A 19770-nucleotide genomic window follows, 5' to 3' on the forward strand; every position below is an offset into this window, starting at 1 on the left:
GTGTCAGAGCCCGCCACGGGGGTCCAGGTGCGGCTGCGCCCGCCACGCAACGAGCTCGACCGGCGGGTCATCGGCTGGTGGCGGGTACAGGAGCTGATCACCTACGGCGTGGTGGTCGCCATTCTCGTGGTGCTCGGGTTCGCCATCCAGGGGGCGCGGTTCTGGCTGCTGCTGGCGGCCGGGGTGGTCGCGGTTGCCGGGCTGCTGCTGGCGTTGCTGCTGCCGCTGTGGTGGTACCGGGTGCACCGCTGGGAGGTCACCGACAGCGCGGTCTACACCCGGACCGGGTTTTTCTGGCAGGAGTGGCGGGTCGCCCCGATGTCGCGGATCCAGACCGTGGACACCCAGCGCGGCCCGCTGGAGCAGCGGTTCGGGCTGTCCACGGTCACCGTCACCACCGCATCGGCCAAGGGCGCGGTGACCATCCAGGGACTGGACCGCGAGGTGGCGGCCGAGCTGGCCCAGCGGCTCACCGAGGTCACCCAGGCCACGCCGGGGGACGCGACCTAGATGCGGTATGCCTTCGGCGCCGGGTTCGAGGTGCCTGCCGGATACCTGAACACCCCGAGCGTCGGCATCCCCGCCGACCGGGTCGCCGAGGCCGTCGAGCGGGCGGTGGCGCGCTGGCGGTCCGGTGCGGACCGGCCGCCGGACTTCGACGCCGCCGTGGCCGCCTCCCGGGAGGGATTCGCGGAACTGACCGGGGTGCCCGCCGAGCGGGTGGCCATCGGCGCCTCGGTCTCCCAGGTCATCGCCTCGGTGGCGGCCGGGGTCCCCGACGGCGGCAGCGTGCTGCTGGCCAGGGGCGACTTCACCAGCGTCGGTTTCCCCTTCGCCGCACAGGCCGGGCGGGGCGTGACGGTGACCGAGGTGCCGCTGGCGGAGTTGCCGGACCGGGTCGCCGGGCACGACCTGGTAGCGGTCAGCGTGGTCCAGTCCGCCGACGGCGCGCTGGTGGACCTGCCCGCGCTGCGCGCGGCCGCCGAATCCGCCGGGGTGCCGGTGCTGCTGGACGCCACCCAGGCCGCGGGCTGGCTGCCGCTGTGGCTGGGCTGGGCGGACTGGGTGGTCGCCGCGGGCTACAAATGGCTGCTCTGCCCGCGTGGCGCCGCCTGGCTGGCCGTGCATCCCCGCGTTCTCCAGCGGACCCTGCCGGTGAGCGCCAACTGGTATGCGGGCGAGGATCCCTGGCAGACGGTGTACGGCCTGCCGCTGCGGCTGGCCGAGGGTGCCCGCCGGTTCGACCTCTCCCCGGTCTGGCTGGCGCAGGTGGGCGCGGCGGTGGCCCTGCCGTACCTGGCTTCCCTGGACCGGGACGAGGTGCACGCGCACTGCACCGGCCTTGCCGACCTGCTGCTGGAGCGCCTCGGCCTGCCGCCGCGGGGCAGCGCCATCGTCTCCCTTGACCGGCCCGGCGCGGCCGGACGGCTGGCCGCGGCCGGGGTGGTCGCGAGCACGCGGGCGGGCCGGGCGCGGATCGGCTTCCATCTGTACAACACCACGGCCGAGGTGGACGCCGTGCTGGCCGCACTCACCTGACGCGGAGCGGGCCGCTCTCGTCCAGTACCGTCCGGCACGTGGATGGAACCGTTGACCGAACGCAGTACTTCGGCGGCTCCGAGCGAGGTGGCAGCGGACATACCGCGCCACTGCCCAGGGTGCGTCCTGAGCCCTCGCCCCCGCGGCGGCGGGACATCTGGCTCAAGGGTGGTGGGCTGCTCGCGGTCGCGGTGGTGTCCAGCCTGACCTGGTGGCTGATCCGTGGCACCGGAGGGGAACAGACACAACCGCAGGGCACGCTGGTGGAGAGCCCGCTGACCAGCGGCGAGTTCCGCTACGCCGTGGTGTCCGGCCCGGTCAGCTCGGCGGACTGCGCGGCCAGCTCCTACGGCGACGTGCAGGAGTGGTTCGACGAGCACCAGTGCGAGCGGCTGTCCCGGTCGCTGTACACCACCGAGGTGGATGGCGCGCGGGCGCTGGTCTCGGTGTCCCGGGTGACCATGCCGGACCCGCAGCAGACCCGGCAGCTCAAGTCGATCACCGACACCAGCGGCACCGGCAACGTCAGCGACCTGGTCCGGGACGGCACCGCGGAGATCCCCGGTGCGCCCAACGTCGCCTCCGGTGAGTACGCCTCCACGGTCACCGAACGGAGCCTGACCATCGTCGAGGCCAACTTCTTCGAGGACCACACCGACAAGGCGCTGCTGCAACGCATCAGCACCGACGCCCTCCGCCTCGCCGGCACCCTCCCCTGACCGGCCACTCACAGCAGAGTGGGTTACTGGATGGGGGTGCCGGGGAGAGGGTTGGCGGCCGGAGTGGTACCGGCGTCGGCGCGCCAGCGGGTGACCCTGGTGGCCGAGCCGAGCAGGGAGTCGGCGGCCATCGAGCGCAGCGCCGGGTCGTCGGTCCGTTCCAGCACGCCCCGCCAGGCCTGCGCGGCATCGGTCTCGGCGACCACGACCAGCGCCATCGCCGAGGGTTGGTCGGTCACCGGCTCCGGCGGCGGGTAGGCGGGCTCGGCCGGCCGCGGGGTGGCGCCCGCGGCGGTCAGCACCCGCTCGGCGGCGTCCCTGCGGTCCCGGTGCGCGGCCGCACCCTCGCGGACCCCCCGGTCGAAGTCGGCGGGGAGGTAGGCGGCGACCAGCCCGTACACCCAGACCGCGGCATGCTCGGCGGCCAGCGCCTGCTGCAGCGCCTGCTCCGCCTCCTCCGGCAGCTCTGGCACCGTCGCCCGTTCCAGCTCACCCGGTTGCCCGGCCCCCAGCGCCGGGTCCAGCTGCTGCGCGGCGGCGCAGCCCGCGGCCACCGAGCCGACCAGCCCGGCCCGGTACCGGGGCACCGAGGGCACCAGCTCCAGCGCCTGCTGCCGGCACTGCGCCAGCCGGGTACCGAGGGTCTTCAGGTCCGGAACCGGCCCGGGGTCCGCGGCCGGTTGTTCGGGCTCTGGCCGGTTCAGCCGGTCGATCTCGGCCTGCAGCCGTTGCTCCTGGGCGGCACGCAGGGTGGCGACCTTGGTGGCCAGCTCGGCCTGCTGCGGGGCCGAGCCGGCCAGGCTCCGCGCCGCCTCCGCGTCGGCGCGCGCCCGCTGCAGCAGTGGCAGCAGCGGGTCCGGGCTGTCCTCGTAACCGGCTGTGCACGCCGCGGCGAGCGGCCCCACCAGCGGCAGGACCAGCGCGAGCGCACCCGCGCGCATCACCTGGCGCCGGCCGCGCGGCATCCGTCTGGCTGTTCTTCGGGCTGTCACGTGGAGTCATCCTGCCAGGTGAGGTCCGGACCAGAGGCGGCCCTCCACACCGGCAGGATAAGCTGAACCATCCATGACCGACCGACAATCAGATGGCAGCAGGGAAGCACGACCGGCAGGATGCCGGGGTACGACCCGGCCACGGACCGCAGCCGATAGGGGAGCATGACGGTGGCAGCAGAACTCGCCAGCCGGCTGGAACCGATCGTGGCCGAGGCCGTCGCGGCCACCGGTTTCGATCTGGACGCGCTCGATGTACAGCAGGCCGGCCGGCGCAAGCTGGTCAAGGTGGTGGTGGACGGCGACGACGGGGTCGGGCTCGACGAGGTCGCCGAGATCAGCAGGGCGGTGTCCGCGGTACTGGACGAGAACGAGGCCCTGATCGCGGGTGCCTACACCCTCGAGGTCACCTCGCCCGGTGTCGACCGCCCGCTCACCAGGGCGAGACACTGGCGGCGGGCCAGGTACCGCCGGGTGCGGATCACGCCGGTGAGCGGCGCCGAGTTCGTCGGCCGGGTCGGGCACGCGGGGGAGCGGGCCGCCAGGGTGCTGGTGGACGGCGGCGGCATCCGGGACGTCGCCTACCAGGACGTGGCCAAGGCGGTGATCGAGATCGAGTTCCGCCAGCCGCCGGCCGAGGAACTCAAGCGGCTGGACGAGGACGCGCTCGAAGCGGGCGGGGACTCCGCGGCCGGACAGAAGGAGGAGCCGAGGTGAACGTCGACATCGCGGCGCTGCGCGCTATCGAACGGGACAAGGACATCCCGTTCGAGACGGTGCTCGACGCCATCGAGAACGCCCTGCTGACGGCGTACAAGCACACCGAGGGCCACCAGCCCCGGGCCAAGATCGACATCGACAGGAAGACCGGTTTCGTCCGGGTGCTGGCGCATACGCTGGACGAGAACGGCGAGATCGCCGAGGAGTGGGACGACACCCCGGAGGGGTTCGGCCGGATCGCGGCCACCACCGCCCGCCAGGTGATCCTGCAACGGCTGCGGGACGCCGAGCACGAGAAGACCTTCGGCGAGTTCTCCGCCAAGGAGAACGACATCGTCGCCGGGGTGATCCAGCGGGACGCCCGCGCGAACGCCCGCGGCATGGTGGTGGTCCAGGTCGGGGACACCGAGGGCGTGCTGCCCGCGGCCGAGCAGGTACCGGGTGAGAACTACCCGCACGGCAGCCGGATCAAGGCCTACGTGGTGGGTGTCTCGCGCAGCACCCGCGGACCGCAGATCACCCTGTCCCGTACCCACCCGAACCTGGTGCGCAAGCTGTTCGCGCTGGAGGTGCCGGAGATCGCCGACGGCACGGTGGAGATCGCGGCCGTCGCGCGTGAGGCAGGTCACCGTTCCAAGATCGCGGTCCGCTCCACGGTGCCGGGCGTGAACGCGAAGGGTGCCTGCATCGGCCCGGTCGGTGCCCGGGTGCGCAACGTGATGAGCGAGCTGGCCGGGGAGAAGATCGACATCATCGACTACTCCGAGGATCCGGCTCGTTTCGTCGGGAATGCGCTGTCCCCGGCGAAGGTTGTATCCGTACGGGTAGTGGACGAACGGGCCAAGACCGCACGGGTCGTGGTCCCGGACTTCCAGTTGTCGCTGGCCATCGGCAAGGAAGGTCAGAACGCCCGGCTGGCCGCGCGGCTGACCGGGTGGCGGATCGACATCCGCAGCGATGCCGCACCGGATGGTCCGGTGGCGCATGCGGAACCGCATCGAGACCCCTCGCCCCGGCCCGCGGCAACCGGTTCGGCTGACTGAGGGGTGACGAGCTAGACTTGTCAGCGGGCAGGCGCCCGCGGCGCGATGCCGCACGGCACGAGTCCGGAGATCGTCCGGTTCGCACGTGCGTGGGGTGTCGGCGGCGGGCCTTGAACAGCGAGCTGCTGCGGTTGGTCGCGGCGGACGGACGCGTGGTCGTCGACGAGCGTCGGCGGCTGCCGGGTCGCGGGGCTTGGTTGCACCGGGATCCGGAGTGTCTGTCCAGAGCCGAACGGCGGCGAGCGTTCTCCAGGGCGTTGCGGGTTTCTGGGGTGCTCGACGCCGGCGGTGTCCGGGACCATCTCGAACGGCTCGCGCCGGATAGTACGGAGACGGGAACTCCCCGCTCCGGATCGGAACGAAGGAAGCAGGTCGACCCGTCATGAGTCAGCCGTGAAGCTGAAGCCATGAACGCGCGACGGTAGGACGAGGTCAGCGGGTGCATTGCCTGCCTGACCTCACCAGTTGAGGAGAGCAGTGGCAGGCAAGGCCCGCGTGCACGAGCTCGCGAAAGAGCTCGGTGTCACCAGCAAGGAAGTACTCGCCAAACTGAAGGAACAGGGCGAGTTCGTGAAATCCGCGTCCTCCACGGTGGAGGCACCGGTCGCTCGGCGGCTGCGTGATGCCTTCCCCGGTAAGGACGCCAAATCAGGCAAGCAGGGCGGCCGTAAGCAGGCCGCGTCCAGCAACGGCTCGAGCGGTTCCGGCGGTGCCACCGCCGAGGCCCCGGCACCGGCAGCTGCGCAGGATTCCGCGCCCGCCCCCGAGCGGCAGGCCAAGCCGGACTCCGCACGCCAGGCACCGAAACCCGGCCCCAAGCCGGGCCCGAAACCGGGGCCGACCCCCGGCCCGCCCAAGTCCGAGCAGCCCGCGCCGCCCAAGCCGGGCCCGAAGCAGGAACAGCCCGACCAGTCCGCCCAGCCCGCGGCCGCCGACTCCGGCCAGGGTGGTGGCGCCGGTGCTGACGGTGGCGCCGTGGTGCCGCCGAAGCCGCAGGGCCCCAAGTCCGGTGGCCCCAAGCCCGGCCCGCGCGCCCCGCGGGTGGGCAACAACCCCTTCGGGGTGGGCTCCGGCTCCCCGTCCCCGCGTCCCGCGCCGCCGCGTCCCGGCGGTCAGCAGCAGGGCGGCGGTGGCGGTGGCGAGCAGCGTGGCCAGCGTTCCGGCGGTGGCGAGCGTCCCGCGGCCAGCCAGCGCGGAGGCGGCAGCGCCCCGAGCGGTAACCGGCCCAGCCCCGGCAACATGCCGCCGCGTCCGAACCCTGGCATGATGCCCGCTCGCCCGGCCCGTCCCGGTGGCGGCCAGGGCGGCCCCGGTGGTGGCCGTGGTGGCCCTGGCGGCGGTCGCGGTGGCCCTGGCGGCGGTCGCGGTGGTCCCGGCGGCGGTCGCGGTGGTCCCGGTGGTGGCGGCGGCGGTGGCCGTGGCGGTCCCGGTGGCGGTGGCGGCGGCTTCCGTGGTGGTCCCGGTGGCGGTGCCCCCGCCGGCGGCGGTGGCGGCTTCCGCGGTGGCGGCGGTCGCCCGGGCGGTCGTGGTGGCACGGCCGGTGCCTTCGGCCGTCCCGGTGGCCCCTCGCGCAAGGGCCGCAAGTCCAAGCGGCAGAAGCGCCAGGAGTACATGGACAACATGCAGGCGCCCAGCGTCGGCGGTGTCCGCCTGCCCAAGGGCAGTGGCGAGACGATCCGGTTGCCGCGTGGTGCCTCGCTGACCGACTTCGCCGAGAAGATCGACGCCAACCCGGCTTCGCTGGTGCAGGTGCTCTTCCACCTCGGTGAGATGGTCACCGCCACCCAGTCGGTTTCCGAGGACGTCCTCGAGCTGCTCGGCTCGGAGATGAACTACAACGTGCAGGTGGTCAGCCCCGAGGAGGAGGACCGCGAGCTGCTAGAGACCTTCGACATCACCTACGGCCAGGACGCCGGTGACGAGGAGGACCTGCAGGCGCGGCCGCCGGTGGTGACCGTGATGGGTCACGTCGACCACGGTAAGACCAAGCTGCTGGACACCATTCGCAAGACGAAGGTCGCCGAGGGCGAGGCCGGTGGCATCACCCAGCACATCGGTGCCTACCAGGTGCAGACTCAGCTGGAAGGCGTCGACCGGTTGATCACCTTCATCGACACCCCCGGTCACGAGGCGTTCACCGCCATGCGTGCCCGTGGTGCGAACTCCACCGACATCGCGGTGATCGTGGTCGCCGCCGACGACGGGGTGATGCCGCAGACGGTGGAGGCGATCAACCACGCCCAGGCGGCAAAGGCGCCGATCGTGGTGGCGATCAACAAGATCGACCTCGAGGGTGCGAACCCGGACAAGATCCGGCAGCAGCTCACCGAGTACAACCTGGTCGCCGAGGAGTACGGCGGGGACACGATGTTCGTCGAGGTCGCGGCGAAGCCGGGCCTGAACATCGACGGGCTGCTCGAGGCGATCCTGCTCACCGCGGACGCCACCCTGGACCTGCGGGCCAACCCGGACATGGAGGCCCAGGGCGTGGCGATCGAGGCGCATCTGGACCGCGGCCGCGGTCCGGTGGCGACCGTGCTGGTGCAGCGCGGCACGCTGCGGGTCGGCGACTCGGTGGTCGCCGGGGACGCCTACGGGCGGGTCCGGCGGATGGTGGACGAACACAACGAGGACGTGACCGAGGCGTGGCCTTCCCGCCCGGTGCAGGTCATCGGGTTCACCTCGGTGCCGGGTGCGGGCGACACCTTCCTGGTGGTGGACGAGGACCGGGTGGCAAGGCAGATCGCCGAGCGCCGCCAGGCCCGGATCCGCAACGCGATGAACGCCTCCAAGCGCAAGCGGGTCAGCCTTGAGGACCTGGACTCGGCGCTGAAGGAGACCTCGACGCTCAACCTGATCGTCAAGGGCGACAACTCCGGTACCGTCGAGGCGCTGGAGGCCTCCCTGATGCAGATCGAGGTCGGGGACGAGGTCGAGCTGAACATCGTGCACCGCGGCGTCGGTGGCGTCACCGAGAGCGATGTCGACCTGGCGACCGCGTCCGACGCGATCGTGCTGGGCTTCAACGTGCGGGCACAGGGCAAGGCGACCGAGCGGGCCGCCCGCGAGGGCGTCGACGTCCGGTACTACACGGTGATCTACCAGGCGATCGAGGAGATCGAGCAGGCCCTCAAGGGCATGCTCAAGCCGGAGTACGAGGAGGTGGAGCTCGGCAAGGCCGAGGTCCGCGAGGTCTTCAAGTCCTCCAAGGTCGGCACCATCGCCGGCTGCCTGGTCACCTCGGGCGAGATCCGGCGCAACGCCAAGGCCCGCCTGCTCCGGGACGATGTCGTGGTCGCCCAGAACCTGCCGATCAGCTCGCTGAAACGGTTCAAGGACGACGCGGTCGAGGTCAGGGACGGCTTCGAGTGCGGTCTGACTCTCGGCAAGTACAGCGACATCAAGGTCGGCGATGTCGTGGAGACCTACGAGCAGCGGGAGAAGCCGCGCACCTGAGCCAGCTGCGGCGGGGTCCGGTGACCACCGGACCCCGCCCGCTCGGCCGTCCACCACGACCCACCCGGTGATGCACGTTGTACGTCGGCGCTCTGGAACTCGACATCCTGCTCGGGGATGTCCATTCGCTGAAGCAGAAACGCTCCACGGTACGTCCGGTCCTTGCCGAACTGCGCAGGCGGTTCGAGGTGTCGGTGGCCGAGGCAGGCCATCTGGACCTGCATCGCAGGGCGCTGCTCGGGGTGGCCGTGGTCGCCGCGGATCCGGCGCACGTACGGGATGTGCTGGACGAGTGTGAGCGGCTGGTCGCGGCGCGGCCGGAGCTCGACCTGCTTTCGGCACGGCGCAGGCTGATCGGGCCGGAAGACGAGTAGTTGTTCACCTCTACTGTGAGAAAGGGGTGTGCGTCGTGGCCGACCAGGCTCGCGCACGCAGGCTGGCGAAGCGGATCGCGCAGATCGTGGCTTCCGCGCTGGAGCACGACGTGAAGGACCCGCGGCTGGGCCACGTGACCATCACCGATGCCAGGATCACCGGCGATCTCCGCGATGCCACCGTGTACTACACGGTGCGCGGGGAGCGGCTGGACGCCGCGCCCGACTTCGCCGGCGCGGCGGCCGCGCTGGAGTCCGCACGGGGCGTACTGCGCAGCAAGGTGGGCGAGGGCACCGGCGTGCGGTACACGCCCACCCTGACCTTCGTCGCCGACAGCATCCCGGAGGACGCCAAGCGGATCGAGGACCTGCTGGCCAAGGCGCGGGAGGCCGACGCCGAGGTGGCCAGGCGGGCCACCGGCGCACAGCACGCCGGTGAGGCCGATCCCTACCGGGCGCCGCGCGAGGATGACGAGGACATCGAGGACACCGAGGACATCGAAGCCGACGAGCTGGCCGAACCGGAGTGGCGCGGCTGACGGTCACCAGTCGCGGACGGATAGCAGGTAGCCGAGCTGCCTGCGCCATGCCTGTGGTGCGAACTCGCAGCTCGGCTCCGCCGTCCTGGCCACACTCGCCATGGCGAAGGTCAGATCGGACTCGGCGAAGTCGCCGCGCAGCTGCCCGGACTCCCTGGCCCGCTCGACGATCCGGGTGAACGCCGTGGCCGCGTGCCGCTTGGCCTGCTCGATCGCGGGTGCCTCCCCGAGATCCCTGATACAGACGTCGGTGTAGCCGCGGTCGGCCGCCAGCAGCTCGCAGTTCCCGGTCAGCAACTGCACGAACCCCTCCCAGGGGTCATCGGCCCGTAGAGCGCCCGCTCGGCCAGCCCGACCGCGTGCTCCACCAGCCCGAGGAACGCGGCCTCGATGGGCGTCGCGGGTGGGGAAGCGGTTGTACAGGGTGCCGATCGCCACCCCCGCCCTGCGGGCGATCTCGTCCAGCGGGGCATCCAGTACCTTGGGATGGACCCGGTTAGCCGCCCGGTTTGCGCGCCACCAGCAGGTCGCGCACGATCGCCTGGTCCACCCGGTGCTGGAAGGCCTCGAACGGCCCGCCCGCGCGTACCTCCAGCCCGGCACCGGCGAGGATGCCGGCGAGTTCCTCCCTGCTGACCACGTGGGTGTTCCAGGAGATCCCCAGCGCCCCGCCCGGTCGCAGCGCGCGGGTCCACACCGGAACGGCGGCGGCCAGCAGCTCCCGCGGGCTGCGCGAGCTGCCGCCCTGCCCGCGGTGGCTGCCGTGCTGCACCCCGTAGGGCGCGTCGGTGACGATCAGGTCGATCGACTCGCCCTTGAGTAGCTCATCGGTGGTCAGCGTGTCGCAGTTGAGGTAGCTCACCCTGCGGGTGCGGCCCGCCTTGTAGTCCTCCTTGGTGGGACCGAACTCGACGTCCAGCCGCCTGCCCAGCCGGACCTTGTTGCGGCGTACGGTCCCGCTGTTCGCGTCATGCTTGATCCGCTTGGTACGCAGCCAGGTCTTGATGAACTGTTCGTAGGCCTCGAAGTCCCTGCCGTCCACTTCGAACCCGGTGGCGTCGAAGCCGTACATCATCGCCTGGTTCAGGGTGGTTCCCCTGCCGCACAACGGATCCAGCACGTGCAACCGCCGGTCGAGCATGGCCTGTGGCCGGGCGGTCGCCAGCAGGGTGAGGTTGAGCAGCAGCTTGGTGAACAGCTCGTTGGTCTTGCCCGAGTACTTCTGGATGGTGAGCAGGTCCGAGTCGAACACCGCCAGCGGGCTCGCGGGTACCGGCCGGAACAGCTCGCCGGTGAGCTCGAACAACACGTACAGGGAGGACAGATTGGACAGGAAGGCGATATCGCGTTCGGTCAGCGGGGTCTCGGTGCCGAAGGTGACGTAGTCGACACCGCCGATCCGGCGCTGCGCGATCTCGGTGGCCGCGGTGGACAGCACGGTGTCCCCGAACACCTCCAGTTCCGCGCGCAGCAGCTGGGGCGAGGTGTCGGTGTAGACCCGGTTGGCCGCCGGGTAGATCAGGATCGCGTACTCGGGCATCGGAGACGCAGCTTACGGCCACCCCGGACTGTCGTACCGGCTGGCTAGGGTCTCGGGCGTGGGGAAGATCGCGAATCCGTCCGGGGAACGTGTCGCGGCCCGCCGGGTCTTCGGCCTCGCGGTGCCCGCGCTCGGTGTCCTCGCCGCCGAACCGCTGTACGTACTGGTCGACACCGCGGTGGTCGGCCACCTCGGCGCGCTGCCGCTGGCCGGACTGGCGCTCGGTGGCGCCGTACTGACCCTGGTCTCCACCCAGCTGACCTTCCTTTCCTACGGCACCACCTCGCGCACGGCGCGGTTGCACGGTGCCGGGCGGCGCGCGGAGGCGGTGAGCGAGGGGGTGCAGGCCACCTGGCTGGCGCTCGCGGTCGGCCTGCTGGTGCTGGTGGCGGGTCAGGCACTGGCGAGCCCGGTGGCGCGGTTGCTCTCCGGCGACCCCGCGATCGCCGAGCGGGCGGTGTCCTGGCTGCGGATCGCGCTGTTCGGCGCCCCGCTGATCCTGGTCACGATGGCCGGGAACGGCTGGATGCGCGGGGTGCAGGACGCGGTCCGCCCACTGCGTTACGTGCTGGCAGGCAACGGGGTCTCCGCGGTGCTCTGCCCGATCCTGGTGTACCCGGTCGGCTGGGGGCTGGAGGGCTCGGCGGTGGCCAACGTGGCCGCCCAGCTGATCGCGGCGGGCCTGTTCCTGCTGGCGCTGGCGCGCGAGCGGGTCTCGCTGCGGCCGCGGCCTGCCGTGGTGCGCGCCCAACTCGGCCTCGGCAGGGACCTGGTGCTGCGCAGCCTGGCCTTCCAGGCCTGTTTCGTCTCGGCCACCGCGGTCGCCGCGCGGACCTCCACCGAGGCGGTCGGCGCGCACCAGATCGTGTGGCAGTTGTGGATGTTCCTCTCCCTGGTGCTGGACTCCCTGGCGATCGCCGCGCAGTCCCTTGTCGGTGCCGCGCTCGGCGGCGGCTCGGCCCGGCGGGCCCGTGGCATCGCCGGCCAGATCACCTGGTACGGCCTGGTTTTCGGGCTCGCACTGTGCCTGCTGTTCGCCGCCACCTCCGGGCTGCTGCCGCATGCCTTCACCACCGATGCCGGGGTGCTGGCCGAGATTCCGCACGCCTGGTGGTTCTTCGTGGCGCTGCAGCCGATTGCGGGGGTGGTGTTCGCGCTGGACGGCGTCCTGCTGGGCGCGGGCGATGCGGCCTTCCTGCGTACCGCCACCCTCGCCGCCGCGGTACTCGGGTTCCTGCCGCTGATCCGGGCCTCGCTGGGCTTCGGCTGGGGCCTGGCCGGGATCTGGACCGGACTGTCGGTGTTCATGGTGCTGCGGCTGCTCGCCGTCCTGGTGCGCTGGCGTGGCGGCAACTGGGCCGTGGTGGGCGCCGTCCGCGCGAGCTAGGCACGCGGGTATGCGCTGTGGCGAATCACACTCCGGTAACAGGTATGTTTCGGCGTTGCTTAGGCGATACAAGTAGTCGGGACGGCAACGCGGGCGTTCCCAGTGTCTTACTACACCGAACCCCGGGAGGATCCCGTGCCGTCCGCCGTACCGGCCGCGACCCGGCGATCGTGGCTGATCTGGCTGACCGCCGCAGGCGTCTACCTGCTCGCCGTGTTTCACCGCACCTCGTTCGGGGTCGCCGGGCTGGAGGCCGTGGACCGGTTCGGCCTCGGCGCCGCCGCGCTCGGCACCTTCACCGTGTTGCAGGTCGGGGTGTACGCGGCCATGCAGATCCCCACCGGCCTGCTGGTGGACCGGTTCGGCTCCCGCCGGGTACTGACCGCCGCGCTGCTGTTCCTCGGCCTCGGCCAGGTGCTGCTGGCCACCGCGACTTCCTACCCGCTCGGCCTGCTGGCCCGTGGCGTGCTCGGTTTCGGGGACGCGCTCACCTTCGTCAGCGTGCTCCGGCTGATCGCCGCGCACTTCCCCGGCAAGCAGTACGCGCTGGTCACCTCGTTCACCACCGCACTGGGCTATGTCGGCAACTTGGCCGCCACCGTGCCGCTGACCCTGTTGCTGGCCGGACCCGGTTGGACGCCCACCTTCCTGGTGGCGGGGCTGGTGACCGCCGCCTTCGCCGTGGTGGTCACGCTACGGGTGCGCAACACCCCGGAGGGGGTGCCGGAGGTGCGCAGCTCCGCGGCGAGCCCGCGGGCGGTCGGCAGGCAGGTCGCGGCCGCCTGGCGGATACCCGGCACCCGGCTGGGCTTCTGGGTGCACTTCAGCACGATGTTCGCGCCGAACGTGCTGGCCCTGCTGTGGGGCGTGCCGTTCCTGGTGGATGGGCAGAGGCTGCCCGCGGCCACCGCCAGCGCCCTGCTCACCGTGTTCGTCTTCGGCTCGATGCTCGGCGGCCCGGTGGTAGGTGCGCTGATCGGCCGCCGCCCCTCGCTGCGGATGCCGCTGGTCGGCGGCTACCTGCTCGGCGCGGTGCTGGTGTGGGCGGTGCTGCTCGGCTGGCCGGGTGGCGCGGTGCCGGTCGGCGTGCTGGTGCCCTGCTTCGCCTTCCTCTCGCTCGGCGGCCCGGCCTCGATGATCGGGTTCGCGCTGGCGCGGGACTACAACCCGTTGCACCGGGTGGGCACCGCGACCGGGGTGGTGAACGTGGGCGGTTTCGTCGCCACCACCCTCGCCGCGCTGGCGATCGGTGTGCTGCTGGAGGTCGCGGGCGGTTCCTTCCGGATCGCCCTGTTGACGATCGTGGCGCTGCTGCTGCTCGGTAGCTTCCGGATGCTGGTCTGGTGGCGGCGCACCCGGGCCGCGCTGTTCGCGGCGCAGGCCCGCGGCGAGGAGATTCCGGTGCAGGTTCGGCGGCGGCCGTGGGACGCGCGGGAGCGGCAGCCGGCTCCGGCGTGAGCGGTCGATAGGGTGCGCGCGTGCCCAGCCAGCAACAGTCCCGCCGCCCCCCGCCGCCCGGCCTGGTGATCGTCGACAAGCCGGACGGGCTGACCTCGCACGACGTGGTGGCCAGGGTCCGCCGCATCATGGGCACCCGCAAGGTCGGCCACGCGGGCACCCTGGACCCGATGGCGACCGGTGTGCTGGTGCTCGGCATCGAGCGGGCCACCAAGCTGCTCGGTCACCTCGCGCTGGACCGCAAGACCTACCTGGCCACGATCGCGCTCGGCGTGTCGACCAGTACCGACGACGCGCAGGGTGAGGCCGTCGGTGAACCGGACGAGGCGGCGCTGGCCGCGGTCACCGACTCCGCGATCCACCGTGGGATCGCGGCGCTGACCGGGGAGATCGAGCAGGTGCCGAGCTCGGTCAGCGCGGTCAAGGTGGACGGCAAGCGGGCCTACGCCAGGGTGCGCGCCGGTGAGCAGGTCGAACTCGAGCCGCGGCCGGTGACCGTGTACCGGTTCGACCTGCTGGCCATCCGGCGCGAGGCCGGCCGGATCGAACTCGACGCGGTGATCGACTGCTCCTCCGGAACCTACGTCCGTGCGCTGGCAAGGGATCTGGGCGGCACCCTCGCCGGGGGCGGGCACCTGGTGGCGCTGCGGCGCACCACGGTGGGCCCGTTCACCCTCGCCGCCGCGCGCACGCTGGAGGCACTCGAACAGCGTCCGGAGTTGTCCCTCGACCTGGCGGCCGCGGTGGGCGCCGCCTTCCCCCGGCACGACGTGGACGAGGCCACCGCCCGCGCGGTCCAGTATGGACAGCGGATTCCGGCCGCCGGGATCGCCGGGACCTACGGGGTGTTCGCCCCGGACGGCCGGGTGCTCGCGCTGGCGGCCGACGCCGGTGCGGTGGCCCGTTCGGTCGTCGTGCTGGCCCCGGCTTAGGGTGGAGCCCGTGCAGCGTTGGCGCGGGTTGACCGATCTTCCGGGCGGCTGGGGACGATGCGTCGTCACGATCGGCGTTTTCGACGGGGTGCATCGTGGACACCAGGCCCTGATCCGCAGGACCGTCGGGGTCGCGAGGCAGCGCGGGCTGCCCAGCGTGGTGCTGACCTTCGACCCGCACCCCTCCGAGGTGGTGCGGCCCGGCAGCCATCCCGCGCAGCTCACCACCTTGCGGCGCAAGGCCGAGCTGGTCGAGCAGCTGGGCGTGGACGTGTTCGCGGTGCTGCCGTTCACCCCGGAGCTGTCCCGGCTGCCCGCGCACGACTTCGTGCACGAGATCCTGGTCGACAAGCTGCACGCCGCGGTGGTGGTCGTCGGCCAGAACTTCACCTTCGGGCACAAGGCCGCGGGGGACGTGGAGCTGCTCAAGACGCTCGGCAAGCGCTTCGGTTTCGTCGCCATGGGCGCCGAGTTGCAGGGCCGCACGCTGCCAGCGGAGCGCGAGGACGCCGAGCAGTCCGATGGCGAGATCACCTTCTCCTCCACCTACGTCCGTTCCTGCATCGACGCGGGTGACGTGGCCGCCGCCGCCGACGCGCTGGGCCGCCCGCACCGGCTGGAGGGCATCGTGGTGCGCGGCCACCGCAGGGGACACGAGCTCGGCTACCCGACGGCCAACCTGTCCATGCCCCGGTTCAGCGCCGTGCCCGCGGACGGGGTCTACAGCGGCTGGTTCATCCGGCTCGACGAGCCGGACCGCAAGCTGCCCGCCGCGGTCTCGGTCGGCAGCAACCCCACCTTCTCCGGGCGGGAACGCACCGTGGAGGCTTTCGTGCTGGACGTCGACGAGGATTTCTACGGCCAGCAGGTTGCGCTGGACTTCGTCACCAGGCTGCGCGGCCAGATCCGGTTCGACGGGGCCGAGGCGCTGGTGGAGCAGATGGACGAGGACGTGCTGCGGACCCGGACGGCACTGGGACTGAGCTGAGGCGAACGGGTGGCTGGCCGGGTGCTATCGCGAACGCGTGGGCGATTCGGCCCCGGAAGGGCTGCCCGACCTGGCAAGATGCGAGACAGCCATGAGGCCGACCAGATGCTGTCAAGGGGAGCAGGGCAAGGTGGAGGACCACAAGATCGTCCAGCGCAACATCGCATTGCAGCGGGAGTGGTACGGCGAACCGCTCGGTGACCGGGTGCGCAGGCTGGTGGTGGCCTTCGATGTCTCCCAGGCCTACCTTGCCGAGGTGCTCGGGATCAGCGCGCCGATGCTGAGCCAGGTGATGAGCGGCAGGCGGGCGAAGATCGGCAACCCGGTGGTGCTCGCCCGGATGATCATGCTGGAACGCAAGATCCTGACCCCCGAGGTCGCCTCCGGCAAGCGGGAGGCGCTGAAGGCCGCGCTGGAGGACGTGCGGGAGTCCCGGCCCACGGTCAGCAGGGACACCGTGCCGGTCGGCGGGGGTACCGACGACCAGGCCGTGCTCGCCGCCCTGCGGGATATCGCCGAGGACGAGAACCTGGTGGACGCGGCCGACCGGCTGGACCCCGACTTTCCTGCCATCGCCGACCTGCTCCGCCGGGCAGGGAAGGGCACGCTGAGCGCCCCCTGATGCGGCTGTTCAGCGCACTGGTACCCGCGGATGCGGCGGTGGACTCGCTGCGTGCCGCGCTGGCCGAAGCCGAAGCTCCTGCGGCGGGCGGGCTGCGCTGGCTGCCGCCGCGGCAGTGGCACATCACCCTGGGCTTCTTCGGCGAGGACGATCCGGAGTCCAGGGCGGACTGGCTGGCTACCCGGCTGGCCGGGCGACCGGCCCTCGACCTGCGGCTGGCCGGTGCGGGCACCTTTCCCGGGGTGCTGTGGGTGGGGGTGAGCGCGGACGGACTGGCCGGGCTGGCCGCGGCCGGCGGCGCCGACCGGCTGGGCAGGCCGTTCCACCCGCACCTGAGCGTCGCGCGCGGGCACGACCGCGGCGCGCAACGGCGGCTGCTGGCCCGGTTGCGGGACTACCGTGGGCCGTGGTGGACGGCCACCGAGGTGGTGCTGTTCGCCAGCGAGCAGGACCGGGATGGGGTGCGCTACACCCCGATCGAGCGGTTCGGCCTCGGCGCCGGTTTGGGCTGAACGGCCTACTGCTATGCTCGGCGTTTGGGTCCGGCTGCAGTCCGTGGCGGCCGGGACCGTCGGAAGTACCGGCGCGAACGCGCGCCGGGTGGCACGGCACAGCAACACACAAGGAGATACCCAGCGTGGCACTGTCCACCGACGAAAAGAAGACGATCCTCAACGAGTACGGCCTGCACGACTCGGACACCGGATCGCCGGAGGCCCAGGTGGCCCTGCTGACCAAGCGGATCATCGGGCTGACCGAGCATCTCAAGATGCACAAGCACGACCACCACTCCCGTCGCGGCCTGTTGCTGCTGGTCGGCCGTCGCCGTCGGCTGCTCAACTACGTGATGAAGGTGGACATCGAGCGATACCGTTCGCTGATCAAGCGTCTCGGCCTGCGCCGATGACCAGGTCCGAGGGGGAGTGACCGGGTTCGGTCGCTCCCCCTCGGTACACCAAAGGAAGATGGAACCACGGGCGGCGCGCGGCGTCGGCCCACCGGAGCGGGCAGTACGGCACGCTCCGTACACACAAGGCATGCGCATGGCGCGTGAGGGCCAGTTCGCCGGTCCTCGGTAGTGGCTTCCGGGCTCGTTCCCGGTGGCTTCGATCGATGACCGGCCTCGTTCCCTCGGGCGTCCCCCAGCGGGTGGGGATCGTGCGCCTGCCTGAGAGGTAACGAGGAGAAACACTCTTATGACCGACTCCACCGGAGTCACCGTGCACGAAACCGAAGCCGTGATCGACAACGGGCGGTTCGGCACCCGTACCGTCCGGTTCGAGACCGGGCGCCTGGCCCGGCAGGCCGCCGGCGCCGTCGTCGCCTACCTTGACGACGAGACCATGCTGCTGTCCGCGACCACCGCGTCCAAGCAGCCCAAGGACCAACTCGACTTCTTCCCGCTGACCGTGGACGTCGAGGAGCGGATGTACGCGATCGGCAAGGTGCCGGGCTCGTTCTTCCGCCGGGAGGGCCGCCCCTCCACCGACGCGGTGCTGACCTGCCGGCTGATCGACCGGCCGCTGCGCCCCTCCTTCGCCGACGGGCTGCGCAACGAGATCCAGGTCGTGATCACGGTGCAGAGCCTGCACCCGGACGACCCCTACGACGTGCTGGCGATCAACGCGGCCTCGGCGTCCACGCAGATCGGCGGGCTGCCGTTCTCCGGTCCGATCGGCGGCGTGCGGGTCGCGCTGATCGAGGACCAGTGGGTGGCCTTCCCCACCTGGGAGCAGCTGGAGCAGGCCACCTTCAACATGGTGGTGGCCGGCCGGATCGTCGGCGACGCCCCGGAGGACGTGGCCATCATGATGGTCGAGGCCGAGGGCACCGAGAACACCCTCGACCTGATCGAGGCGGGTGCGACCGCGCCGACCGAGCAGGTCGTCGCCGAGGGCCTGGACGCGGCCAAGCCGTTCATCCGGGTGCTCTGCGAGGCGCAGCAGCGCCTGGCCGAGACGGCCGCCAAGCCGACCGGCGACTACCCGCTGTTCCTGGCCTACCAGGAGGACGCCTACGAGGCCGTGGCGGGTATCGCCACCGAGCGGCTGACCGAGGCGCTGGCCATCGCGGGCAAGCAGGAGCGGGACAACGCCACCGACGAGGTCAAGGCCGAGGTGCTGGCCAGGGTCGGCATCGGCGAGGGCGAGACCTTCGAGGGCAGGGACAAGGAGATCGGCGCCGCGTTCCGCGCGCTGACCAAGAAGCTCATCCGGCAGCGGATCCTGCGCGACAAGGTGCGGATCGACGGCCGTGGCCCCGGGGACATCCGGCAGCTCGCCGCCGAGGTCTCGGTGGTGCCGCGGGCGCACGGCTCCGCGCTGTTCGAGCGGGGCGAGACGCAGATCCTCGGCATCACCACGCTGAACATGCTGCGCATGGAGCAGCAGCTGGACACGCTGTCCCCGGAGACGAGCAAGCGCTACCTGCACCACTACAACTTCCCGCCGTTCTCCACCGGCGAGACCGGCCGGGTCGGCACGCCGAAACGGCGGGAGGTCGGGCACGGCATGCTGGCCGAGCGGGCGCTGGTGCCGGTGCTGCCCAAGCGCGACGAGTTCCCCTACGCGATCCGGCAGGTCTCCGAGGCACTGGGCTCGAACGGCTCCACCTCGATGGGTTCGGTCTGCGCGTCCACGATGGGTCTGCTGAACGCCGGGGTACCGCTGAAGGCGCCGGTGGCGGGGATCGCCATGGGCCTGGTCTCCGACGAGGTGGACGGCAAGACCGAGTACGTCGCGCTCACCGACATCCTCGGCGCCGAGGACGCCTTCGGTGACATGGACTTCAAGGTCGCGGGCACCAAGGACGTGGTGACCGCGCTGCAGCTGGACACCAAGCTGGACGGTATCCCTTCCGATGTGCTCGCCGCCGCGCTGAACCAGGCCAAGGAAGCCCGGCTGGCCATCCTGGACGTGATCGGCGAGGCCATCGACTCCCCGGACGAGATGAGCCCGTACGCGCCGCGGGTCACCAGCGTGAAGGTCCCGGTGGACAAGATCGGCGAGGTGATCGGGCCGAAGGGCAAGATGATCAACTCGATCACCGAGGAGACCGGCGCCGACATCTCCATCGAGGACGACGGCACGATCTACGTCGGCGCCTCCGACGGGCCTTCGGCGGAGGCCGCGATCGACAAGATCAACGCGATCGCGAACCCGCAGCTGCCCAAGGTCGGCGAGCGCTTCCTCGGCACCGTGGTGAAGACCGCCGCGTTCGGCGCCTTCGTCTCGCTGCTGCCGGGCAAGGACGGCCTGGTGCACATCTCGAAGCTGGGCAACGGGAAGCGGATCGGCAAGGTCGAGGACGTGGTGAACGTCGGCGACAAGCTCCGGGTGGAGATCGCCGATATCGACAGCCGCGGCAAGATCAGCCTCACCGTCGTGAACGACGAGGAGGACAAGCCGGCCGAGGCCGGCACCCCCGACACGGCCGACGCCGCCCAGTAACCCAGCTCGGAC

Annotated in this window: 20 protein-coding genes; 17 read left to right on the forward strand and 3 right to left on the reverse strand. The window is 71.5% G+C overall.

Going from position 1 to position 19770, the window contains the following annotated elements:
• The 3 genes from KOI47_RS13425 to KOI47_RS13435 are packed head-to-tail and all read left to right on the forward strand — an operon-like array spanning position 1 to position 2258.
• Positions 1-510, forward strand: a complete 510-nt coding sequence (locus KOI47_RS13425; protein ID WP_232376722.1) for a PH domain-containing protein — start codon at positions 1-3, stop codon at positions 508-510.
• Positions 511-1539 (forward strand): aminotransferase class V-fold PLP-dependent enzyme, encoded by a 1029-nt coding sequence (locus KOI47_RS13430; protein ID WP_216216296.1) that lies wholly within the window; start codon positions 511-513, stop codon positions 1537-1539. It begins immediately after the preceding gene.
• 38 nt (positions 1540-1577) lie between these two features.
• Complete coding sequence (locus KOI47_RS13435) at positions 1578-2258, forward strand: hypothetical protein (protein ID WP_232376723.1); 681 nt, start codon at positions 1578-1580, stop codon at positions 2256-2258.
• 23 nt (positions 2259-2281) lie between these two features.
• On the opposite strand, the gene KOI47_RS13440 is transcribed toward KOI47_RS13435, so the two are convergent.
• On the reverse strand, positions 2282-3223 hold the full coding sequence (locus KOI47_RS13440) for a ferritin-like domain-containing protein (RefSeq protein ID WP_216216297.1): 942 nt from the start codon (positions 3221-3223) through the stop codon (positions 2282-2284).
• A 198-nt stretch (positions 3224-3421) separates the two neighbouring features.
• Between KOI47_RS13440 and rimP the strand changes: the two genes are divergently transcribed.
• From rimP to rbfA, 6 genes are all read left to right on the forward strand, one after another.
• Positions 3422-3967 carry a ribosome maturation factor RimP gene (gene rimP / locus KOI47_RS13445; protein WP_216216298.1) on the forward strand — a complete coding sequence of 182 codons (546 nt, stop codon included), beginning with the start codon at positions 3422-3424 and terminating at the stop codon, positions 3965-3967.
• A complete protein-coding gene (gene nusA, locus KOI47_RS13450; RefSeq protein WP_216216299.1) occupies positions 3964-5013 on the forward strand; it encodes a transcription termination factor NusA in 1050 nt (349 codons plus the stop codon). Before rimP ends, nusA begins: the two co-directional genes overlap by 4 nt.
• A gap of 89 nt (positions 5014-5102) precedes the next feature.
• The gene (locus tag KOI47_RS13455) at positions 5103-5399 is read left to right on the forward strand and encodes a YlxR family protein (RefSeq protein WP_456318994.1); all 297 of its coding nucleotides are present in this window, start codon (positions 5103-5105) and stop codon (positions 5397-5399) included.
• 91 nt (positions 5400-5490) lie between these two features.
• Positions 5491-8469, forward strand: a complete 2979-nt coding sequence (infB, locus tag KOI47_RS13460) for a translation initiation factor IF-2 (RefSeq protein ID WP_216216301.1) — start codon at positions 5491-5493, stop codon at positions 8467-8469.
• 77 nt (positions 8470-8546) lie between these two features.
• The gene (locus KOI47_RS13465) at positions 8547-8843 is read left to right on the forward strand and encodes a DUF503 domain-containing protein (RefSeq protein ID WP_216216302.1); all 297 of its coding nucleotides are present in this window, start codon (positions 8547-8549) and stop codon (positions 8841-8843) included.
• A gap of 35 nt (positions 8844-8878) precedes the next feature.
• The gene (rbfA, locus tag KOI47_RS13470) at positions 8879-9382 is read left to right on the forward strand and encodes a 30S ribosome-binding factor RbfA (RefSeq protein ID WP_216216303.1); all 504 of its coding nucleotides are present in this window, start codon (positions 8879-8881) and stop codon (positions 9380-9382) included.
• A gap of 3 nt (positions 9383-9385) precedes the next feature.
• On the opposite strand, the gene KOI47_RS13475 is transcribed toward rbfA, so the two are convergent.
• Positions 9386-9685: a hypothetical protein gene (locus KOI47_RS13475; protein WP_232376724.1), complete on the reverse strand. Its 300-nt coding sequence runs from the start codon at positions 9683-9685 to the stop codon at positions 9386-9388.
• Between the two features lie 193 nt (positions 9686-9878).
• Positions 9879-10922, reverse strand: a complete 1044-nt coding sequence (locus tag KOI47_RS13480) for a TRM11 family SAM-dependent methyltransferase (RefSeq protein ID WP_216216305.1) — start codon at positions 10920-10922, stop codon at positions 9879-9881.
• Positions 10923-10980: 58 nt separating this feature from the next.
• On the opposite strand from KOI47_RS13480, the gene KOI47_RS13485 reads away from it, so the two are divergent.
• The 8 genes from KOI47_RS13485 to KOI47_RS13520 all read left to right on the forward strand — a co-directional run bounded on the left by KOI47_RS13485 (position 10981) and on the right by KOI47_RS13520 (position 19758).
• Positions 10981-12309 carry an MATE family efflux transporter gene (locus KOI47_RS13485; RefSeq protein WP_216216306.1) on the forward strand — a complete coding sequence of 443 codons (1329 nt, stop codon included), beginning with the start codon at positions 10981-10983 and terminating at the stop codon, positions 12307-12309.
• 135 nt (positions 12310-12444) lie between these two features.
• Positions 12445-13767, forward strand: coding sequence for an MFS transporter (locus KOI47_RS13490; protein WP_216216307.1), 1323 nt, complete (start codon positions 12445-12447; stop codon positions 13765-13767).
• A gap of 20 nt (positions 13768-13787) precedes the next feature.
• Positions 13788-14699: a tRNA pseudouridine(55) synthase TruB gene (gene truB / locus KOI47_RS13495; protein ID WP_216216308.1), complete on the forward strand. Its 912-nt coding sequence runs from the start codon at positions 13788-13790 to the stop codon at positions 14697-14699.
• Positions 14700-14709: 10 nt separating this feature from the next.
• A complete protein-coding gene (locus KOI47_RS13500; RefSeq protein WP_216216309.1) occupies positions 14710-15687 on the forward strand; it encodes a bifunctional riboflavin kinase/FAD synthetase in 978 nt (325 codons plus the stop codon).
• A 130-nt stretch (positions 15688-15817) separates the two neighbouring features.
• Positions 15818-16309: a helix-turn-helix domain-containing protein gene (locus KOI47_RS13505; protein ID WP_216217289.1), complete on the forward strand. Its 492-nt coding sequence runs from the start codon at positions 15818-15820 to the stop codon at positions 16307-16309.
• Positions 16309-16821, forward strand: coding sequence for an RNA 2',3'-cyclic phosphodiesterase (thpR, locus tag KOI47_RS13510; RefSeq protein ID WP_216216310.1), 513 nt, complete (start codon positions 16309-16311; stop codon positions 16819-16821). Before KOI47_RS13505 ends, thpR begins: the two co-directional genes overlap by 1 nt.
• Before the next feature lie 125 nt (positions 16822-16946).
• Complete coding sequence (rpsO, locus tag KOI47_RS13515; RefSeq protein WP_216216311.1) at positions 16947-17216, forward strand: 30S ribosomal protein S15; 270 nt, start codon at positions 16947-16949, stop codon at positions 17214-17216.
• 289 nt (positions 17217-17505) lie between these two features.
• Complete coding sequence (locus KOI47_RS13520; protein ID WP_216216312.1) at positions 17506-19758, forward strand: polyribonucleotide nucleotidyltransferase; 2253 nt, start codon at positions 17506-17508, stop codon at positions 19756-19758.
• Positions 19759-19770 lie beyond the last annotated feature (12 nt).

Origin of the sequence: Amycolatopsis aidingensis, from assembly GCF_018885265.1 — a bacterium.
GTDB classification, from domain to species: Bacteria; Actinomycetota; Actinomycetes; order Mycobacteriales; family Pseudonocardiaceae; genus Amycolatopsis; species Amycolatopsis aidingensis.